Raw genomic sequence first — 7,711 nt, forward strand, 5'->3', positions numbered from 1 at the left:
GGCGCTCTCTTTGATTCAGCTTCCGTCACTGGACGGGCTCGTTCATCTCTGCAGTGATATACTGTTGGCCGTACATGGCGTCGTACAGCACATCCTCCCGCAGCTGCAGCAGCTCCCGGGCCTCGTCGGAGAGAGCCGCCTCCTCCACGCCGGCGCTGGGCGTCCCCGTGCCATCCACAAAGTACAGCTCCGTGTTGGTGAGACACACCTGGCTCACCTTCTCCAGCAGCGCCCAGTACCGGGTGACCGGCTGACCGGTCAGCTCCAGCAGCTGGGGGCCAATGGCGGTGATGCTGCTGTCCCGCCGGGTGCCTGCCTGCCCCTGGAGCAAGGCCGCATCATTGGCCCAGATCAGATAGTCCGTGGAATACAGGTCGCTGATCTCCTCCGGGGTCCAGCCTACCGTGTCGTTATCCGGGCAGAGGCCCAACTTTGTGTACACTGTGTCCCCGTCCGTCATGAACAGATTGGGCCTGTGATCCCCGAAGAACACCACGATGGTAGGCTCCTCGCTCTCCCGCAGGGCGTCTGTCAGATCTCCCAGGGCCTGATCCGCCCGGGTGATGCCCTCCAGCATGACCCGGACGATGGCCATATCCTCCTCGCCGAGACTTTCGCTGGTGACGCCGATCTGACACTCATAGTTGAATTTCTCCGGGTCAAAGGGCTGGTGGTTCTCCATGGTGATACCGTAGAGAAACGCCCGCTCCCCGCTGCTGTTGATGTCCTCCATCCGGTCCAGCATGGCCTGGAAGAAGTAACTGTCCCGCATGTAATACCCGCCGTAGATGCCCCCCTCCCAGGGAAAGTCCAGAGCCTGGATATCTGCGGAGAACAGAAGGTCGGAAAAGCCCAGCCTGGGATAGGTCACCGTTCGATTATACAGGCTGTCGTTATACCCATGGAGCATCTCCGCCCGGTAGCCGCTCTTGGTATACTGCTCCGGCAGGGCGTCGAATTTCTCATAGGCGTCATCCTCCAGGAAGCAGATGTTCGTCCCAGCACCGAAGTCCAGCTCCGTAACGCCATACAGCATGGACATCTCCAGATAGCCGGTGCCGTAGCCCAGATAGTGGCTGTGGAATGTGCCGCTGATGCCCTCGCTCTCCAGGGCATGGAAATTCTCCAGGGGATCCCGTTCATACTGAAGGCCCGGCAGCCGGGTCAGATCGTAGAAGGACTCCGACTGGGCCACGATGATGTTGGGCTGCACCGCCGCTGCGGGGGCGTCGGCGCTGTCCTCTGTCAGGATCTCGTCGATCCGGGCCAGGACCTGCTCCATGTAGGCTTCGCTGTATCCCTCCGGGCTCTTCTTGGCCTGAAGAAAGCAGTCCCGCCAGAGACTCAGCGTCAAACCGTAGGTGTCGTGGCTGTTGGCCGCAGCCAGGCGGGTGTTCACATCCACCTGAAAAACCGCCCCCGCCGCCTGGGCTCCCTGTGTGGAAAACAGCCCAATGGTCAGGGCCAGGGAAACGGAAAAAGTGACAAAGCGGCACCGCCCGGTGAGCAGCGTCAGCCGCCGCACCAGAATCAGAATCCCCACACACATCCCCAGGGCGATCATCGCCATCCAGAAATCCACCGGCGGGCGCAGCTCTCCCGCCACACCGGCCACCTCTCCCACCTGTGCCGCCAGGCCGAAGTCCGCCAGCACCAGTGGCGTGCCGTTGATAGCTGTCTTGAAATAGTCCACCAGGGACAGCACCAGTCCGGCAACCCCCACCAGTATAGCGGAAAGCCACAATCTACCCAGCAGCGCCCCCAGGGTGAACACCACAGCGCCGTAAAGGACGCCGGTCAGCAGCAGATAGGTGGGCCATTTCACGAACCACTCCCACACGATGGAGAGGGAACCGGTAACCACCCACTGGACGGCCACCGCCACAGCCAGCCCCATGCAAAGGCTGCCGCCCAGAAACATGACCCAGCGCAGCCACACCGGCCCCAACGCCCGGGGCCGCTTCTGTCTCTTCAACACTTCTACCTCATTTCCCAGGTTATAAAAAGGGTCGCGGGGATTTCCCGCGGCCCCGATAATCTCCGATCAGTATGCCAGTTTCTCCGCCAGATAGCTCTTCAGCTGGTCGACGGGCAGCCGCACCTGCCCTCCCGCAAAAGCACTGCTTTTGCGGGACCCCTGTCCCATCTCATTCCTCGGGCGGAATGAATCCGCCCTCCGGCGAGATTTTGCCTCCGGCAAAATGCTCGGACGCCGCGCCGCGGCGTTCTGGAGCAGGATCGACACAGGCATCAGTATGCCAGTTTCTCCGCCAGATAGCTCTTCAGCTGGTCGACGGGCAGCCGCACCTGCCCTCCCGCAAAAGCACTGCTTTTGCGGGACCCCTGTCCCATCTCATTCCTCGGACGGAATGAATCCGCCCTCCGGCGAGATTTTGCCTCCGGCAAAATGCTCGGACGCCGCGCCGCGGCGTTCTGGAGCAGGATCGACACAGGCATCAATATGCCAGTTTCTCCGCCAGATAGCTCTTCAGCTGGTCGATAGGCAGCCGCACCTGCCCTCCCGCAAAAGCACTGCTTTTGCGGGACCCCTGTCCCATCTCATTCCTCGGGCGGAATGAATCCGCCCTCCGGCGAGATTTTGCCTCCGGCAAAATGCTCGGACGCCGCGCCGCGGCGTTCTGGAGCAGGATCGACACAGGCATCAATATGCCAGTTTCTCCGCCAGATAGCTCTTCAGCTGGTCGATAGGCAGCCGCACCTGCTCCATGGTGTCCCGGTCCCGGACGGTAACGCAGTTGTCACCAGCCTTATCCGCATCGCCCACGGTGTCGAAGTCCACCGTGATGCAGTAGGGCGTGCCGATCTCGTCCTCCCGGCGGTACCGCTTGCCGATGGAACCGGTGTCATCAAAGTCCACCATCCAGTCCTTGCTGAGCTCCGCCTGGATCTCACGGGCCTTTTCGGAGAGCTTCTTAGAAAGGGGCAGCACCGCGCACTTAAAAGGCGCGATGGCCGGATGGAACCGCATGACGGTGCGGACGTCGTTCTTTTCTGCATCCACCACCTCTTCATCGTAGGCTTCCACCAGCAGGGCCAGGGTCATCCGGTCCGCGCCCAGGGAGGGCTCCACCACATAGGGGATATAGTGCTCGTTCTTCTCCTGATCGAAATAGGTCAGATCCTGGCCGGAGTGCTCCTGATGCTGGGTCAGGTCGTAGTTGGTCCGGTCCGCCACACCCCACAGTTCCCCCCAGCCGAAGGGGAACAGATACTCAAAGTCCGTAGTGGCCTTGGAGTAGAAACTCAGCTCCTCGGGCTCGTGATCCCGCAGCCGCAGATTCTCCTCCTTGATGTTCAGGCCCTTCAGCCAGTCGTGGCAGTACGTCCGCCAATACTGGAACCACTCCAGATCCGTGTCCGGCTTACAGAAGAACTCCAGCTCCATCTGCTCGAACTCCCGGATGCGGAAAATGAAGTTACCCGGGGTGATCTCGTTGCGGAAGGACTTGCCGATCTGGCACACGCCGAAGGGCAGCTTCCGGCGGGTGGTCCGCTGGATGGCGGGAAAGTTGACAAAAATGCCCTGGGCGGTCTCCGGCCGCAGGTACACCTCGTTGGCGGTGTCCTCCGTGACGCCCTGGTGGGTCTTGAACATCAGGTTGAACTTGCGGATGTCGGTGAAGTCGCTCTTGCCGCAGCCAGGGCAGGGCACCTGGTTGTCCCGGATGAATGCCACCAGCTCCTCCTGGGTCATGGCCTCCACGTTCACGTCCATGCCGTGCTCCTGCACATAGCTCTCCACCAGCTTGTCCGCCCGGTGGCGCATCTTGCAGGCCTTGCAGTCAATCAGAGGATCGTTGAAGGTGGATACGTGGCCGCTGGCCACCCACACCTGGGGATTCATCAAAATGGCGGAGTCCAGTCCCACGTTGTAGGGATTCTCCTGGACGAATTTCTTCCACCAGGCCCGCTTGACATTGTTCTTCATCTCCACGCCCAGGGGACCGTAGTCCCAGCTGTTGGCAAGGCCGCCATAGATCTCACTGCCGGGGAATACGAATCCCCGGTTCTTACACAGGGCCACGATCTTCTCCATGGTCTTCTCGGTGTTTTTCATGTTCCATTCTCCTTTACGGCGGCCCGGACAGAAAAAACGCCCCGAGCCGGTTTTCGGCTCAGGGCGAACAATCAGTCCGTGGTTCCACCTGAATTCGCGCCTGGCTGACGCGCACTCTTCACCCGGTAACGGCGGGGACCGGCAGGGCATTTCCGCCCCGCGGCTCCAGGGTGCCTGTTCTTCCGCCTCCCCGCAAGGGCTCACACCAGCCGCCCTCTCTCTTTGCCGGGGTATGGGGGATACTTCTCCCTGTCACTGCCTTTTGGATATCGTGAGAACTGTATCACGTTTTCATCAGAATGTCAAGGCCGAGTCCCACAGAAGCCGCACCAGGCAGGGCACTCTCTCACCCGGACCCTGGTCTGATCCCTTATCCGAAGCGCAGAAAAAGGCCGCCCCATAGGGCGGCCTTTCCCAATTTACTTTTTCTCCCGATCGTAGGCCACGATCACCCGGCGGTTGGGCTCCGTTCCGGTGGAGTAGGTCGTCACATTGGGCACATCCTGCAGCGCCGTATGGATCACATGCCGCTCATAGGCATTCATAGGTTCCAGTGTCACGCTGCGGCGGTACTTGGTGACCTTGGCGGCCACCTTCCGGGCCAGATGCTGAAGACTCTGCTCCCGCTTTTCCCGGTAATTCTCCGCGTCCAGCTGCACCCTCACCCGGCCGCTGCCGCTGCGGTTCACCGCATAGCTGGTCAGCTGCTGGATGGCGTCCAGAGTCTCGCCCCGGCGGCCGATCAGTGCGCCCAGATTCTTGCCCTCCAGGATCACCTTGTAGCGGCCCTTCTCCAGCAGATAGATGTGGATCTCCGCAGCACTCTCCATCTGCTCCAGCAGGCCGGAGAGGAACTTACGGATGGCCTGGGCCTTCTCGTCATCCACTTCTTCGCCCAGTGTCTGCACGGGAGCGGACTGCCGGGTCTTCTCCTCCGGGGCGGGCGCCGGCGTCTCCGCCGGCTTGCGCTCCTGTCTGGGCGGCTTTTCCGCTTTGGGGGGCTTAGGCCGCTCTTCCTGCGGCTTCTCCTTGGGGGCAGGCGCGGGGGCGAGAACCTCCTCTTCCTCCTCCGGGCCGTAGCTCACCCGGACCTTGGCCGGGCAGCTGCCCAGACCCAGGAAACCGGACTTTGCTCGCTCCAAAATCTCAACGGACACATCGTCCCGGTCCAGGCCAAGCTGCCGCAGGGCATTCTGGATGGCCTCATCCTCGGTCTTGCCCGTTACATCAATAAACTGTCTCATGGCGTAACAAGCTCCTTACTGATCATCATAGCGGTCCTCCTTGTAGGACCGGCCGCGGGCATAGGGCCGGTCTCCCACACGGCCCGCTTCCGTGGTGCTGGTGGCCGCCTTTTTGGCCTTCAGGGCCTTGGCCTCCTGCGCCGCCTGCCGCTTTTCCTTCAGGCTCTTCTTCTGTGCGGCCTGCTGACGCTGCTGCTCCTGAAGCAGCTTGGCCTCCTCCATCCGCTTCTGGCGGTCCGCCTGGATCATCTCCTGCCGGGCGTCCTCCTCTTCCTGCAGCTTCTTGGTGTAGAACTTGCCCAGGACCATCTCCTGGATAATGGAGAACGCGCTCTGGGCAGCCCAATACACGCCCAGGGCGGCGGGCACGATGAAGGCGATGTAGATAGACATCAGAGGCATCATCCACATCATCATCTTGGTGGAGCCGTTGGCAGCCGCAGTCTGGGCGGACTGGCTCATGCTGACCTTGCTCAGCAGGAAGCTGAACACACCGGAAATGATGGGAATCAGAATCAGTCCCACCGCGGCCAGCGTGATGCCCGTGGAGAGGCTGCTGACAGCGCTCCAGGGCGTCTGGATCAGGTCAATCCCCAGGAAGTGGTAGTCGATGTTCACCCAGCCGGGATGCTCTGCAATGAAGTCGGGGAACTGGCTGTTAATGATGTTGGAAATGGCGATCTGCTCATAGCCGGGGCTGGCCACGATCTCAATGCCGGCGCCTTCAATCAGACTTCTGGCCGCATTCACTACCGCCAGACCGGCGTCCTTGCCGCCGAAGTTCATGAAGTAGACAATGGGCTCCCGGATGATATAGTACAGGGCCATCAGAATGGGCAGGGGCAGAAAGCTCCACAGGCAGCCGCTCATGGGATTGAAGCCCTCTTCCTGGTAGAACTTCTGCATCTCCTCCTGCATCTTCAGCTGGTTGTTGGCGTATTTCTTCTGGATCTCCTGCATCTTGCCGGACATGCGGCTCATCCGCACCATGCTCTTCTTGGACTTCATCTGGAAGGGCAGCAGGATCAGCTTGATGACCAGCGTGAACAGGATCAGGGACACGCCGTAGGACCCTGTCAGGTTGTAAAACAGCCGCAGCAGGGCCGCAAACGGGATACAAATTGCGTATCCGATGGTTGAAAACATAGATGCTTCCTCCAAATTGTAATGGGACCCGGGCTTTCAGCGCCCGCAGAGCGGAGCATTTCCGCTTTCGGCCTGTCCGCATTCCGCAGTGCCGGCTGACAGACGGCCGGACAGCAGCACAGGGTCCGGCAGAGGGGCTTGTCCCCTCCTCTCATGGGACCGGATCATATCCTCCCTTGTGAAACGGATTGCAGCGCAGGATACGCCGGAACGCCAGCCAGCCGCCCTTGAGGGCGCCGTACTTCTCAATCGCCTCCAGCGCATATTGGGAACAGGTGGGAATATACCGGCAGCAAGGCGGCCGGTACGGGGAGATGGCCACCCGGTAAAATTTCACCAGGGCCAGCAGGACCTTTTTCATCATGACCGGTCCTCCAGCAGCTCCAGCTTCCTGCAAAGACGCAGGAAGGTATCGTTCAGCTCCTTCCAGGAGGCAGTCAGGGTCCGTCCCCTGGCTACCAGAATCATATCGTACCCCTGGCGGAGCCGTCCGGAATTGAGCCGGTAGACCTCCCGCAGGCGGCGGCGGGCCCGGTTGCGGACCACCGCATGACCCAGCTTGACGGATACCGTCACGCCCAGGCGGTTGTGCCCCAGCCGGTTTTTCCGGCAGTAAAGCACCATCCCTCCGCCCACGGCGGAGGCGCCCTTCTGGTACAGCCGGCGGAACTCATAATTCTCTTTCAGGGTCACTGCCCGCTTCATGCTGCCACCTGCCTTCTCCCATTTGACACATCTGACACAAACTCAACGAGGGACGGAGGAATCACAGAATTCCCGCCGTCCCTGAAGACGTTGTTCAAGTGTCTCCCGCACGGTCCGTTTCTCAGTAGGACAGACGGGCGCGGCCCTTGGCGCGGCGACGGGCCAGGACCTTGCGGCCGTTGGCGGTTGCCATTCTCTTGCGGAAACCGTGGACCTTCTGGCCGTGCAGCTTCTTGGGCTGATAGGTACGTTTCGTTGCCATGTTGAGACACCTCCTGTCAGAATTGCGGCCCTTTTGAGGGCGGCACTTACTCGACACCGCCTAAAGGGCGGCGCAGTAAACAGATCAAGACCGCATGATCGCGGCGCAACCGATATTATACAGACTGTTTGAAAATATGTCAACTAAAACTTAAAAGTTTTGCGAAATTTCCGTATTTTTTTCTTTTTTCAGTTGCGATTCTCGAAAATTTCAAAATCTGGTGTCCCATGCTGTCCAAAGCCGCTATATCTTGTTGCCTGTGCAGGCGGATCTCCT

General features: G+C 60.4%; 7 protein-coding genes and 1 other annotated feature. All 7 genes read right to left on the reverse strand.

From position 1 onward, the window contains the following. Nucleotides 1-25: 25 nt before the first annotated feature. Nucleotides 26-1,975, reverse strand: coding sequence for an LTA synthase family protein (locus tag DN611_RS16355; protein ID WP_119311863.1), 1,950 nt, complete (start codon nt 1,973-1,975; stop codon nt 26-28). Nucleotides 1,976-2,662: 687 nt separating this feature from the next. Beyond that, nucleotides 2,663-4,078 carry a glycine--tRNA ligase gene (locus DN611_RS16360; protein WP_021751153.1) on the reverse strand — a complete coding sequence of 472 codons (1,416 nt, stop codon included), beginning with the start codon at nt 4,076-4,078 and terminating at the stop codon, nt 2,663-2,665. Nucleotides 4,079-4,134: 56 nt separating this feature from the next. Beyond that, nucleotides 4,135-4,343: a binding site (T-box leader), on the reverse strand. A 154-nt stretch (nt 4,344-4,497) separates the two neighbouring features. Further along, complete coding sequence (jag, locus tag DN611_RS16365) at nt 4,498-5,322, reverse strand: RNA-binding cell elongation regulator Jag/EloR (protein WP_119311864.1); 825 nt, start codon at nt 5,320-5,322, stop codon at nt 4,498-4,500. A gap of 15 nt (nt 5,323-5,337) precedes the next feature. Then, nucleotides 5,338-6,468, reverse strand: a complete 1,131-nt coding sequence (locus DN611_RS16370; RefSeq protein ID WP_021751150.1) for a YidC/Oxa1 family membrane protein insertase — start codon at nt 6,466-6,468, stop codon at nt 5,338-5,340. Between the two features lie 151 nt (nt 6,469-6,619). Then, the gene (yidD, locus tag DN611_RS16375) at nt 6,620-6,829 is read right to left on the reverse strand and encodes a membrane protein insertion efficiency factor YidD (protein WP_025543888.1); all 210 of its coding nucleotides are present in this window, start codon (nt 6,827-6,829) and stop codon (nt 6,620-6,622) included. After that, nucleotides 6,829-7,173: a ribonuclease P protein component gene (gene rnpA, locus DN611_RS16380; RefSeq protein WP_021751148.1), complete on the reverse strand. Its 345-nt coding sequence runs from the start codon at nt 7,171-7,173 to the stop codon at nt 6,829-6,831. The genes yidD and rnpA overlap by 1 nt, the downstream gene beginning before the upstream one ends. A 121-nt stretch (nt 7,174-7,294) precedes the next feature. After that, complete coding sequence (gene rpmH, locus DN611_RS16385; RefSeq protein WP_021751147.1) at nt 7,295-7,435, reverse strand: 50S ribosomal protein L34; 141 nt, start codon at nt 7,433-7,435, stop codon at nt 7,295-7,297. Between the last annotated feature and the right edge of the window lie 276 nt (nt 7,436-7,711).

Origin of the sequence: Oscillibacter sp. PEA192 (assembly GCF_003574015.1) — a bacterium.
GTDB classification, from domain to species: domain Bacteria; phylum Bacillota; class Clostridia; order Oscillospirales; family Oscillospiraceae; genus Oscillibacter; species Oscillibacter welbionis.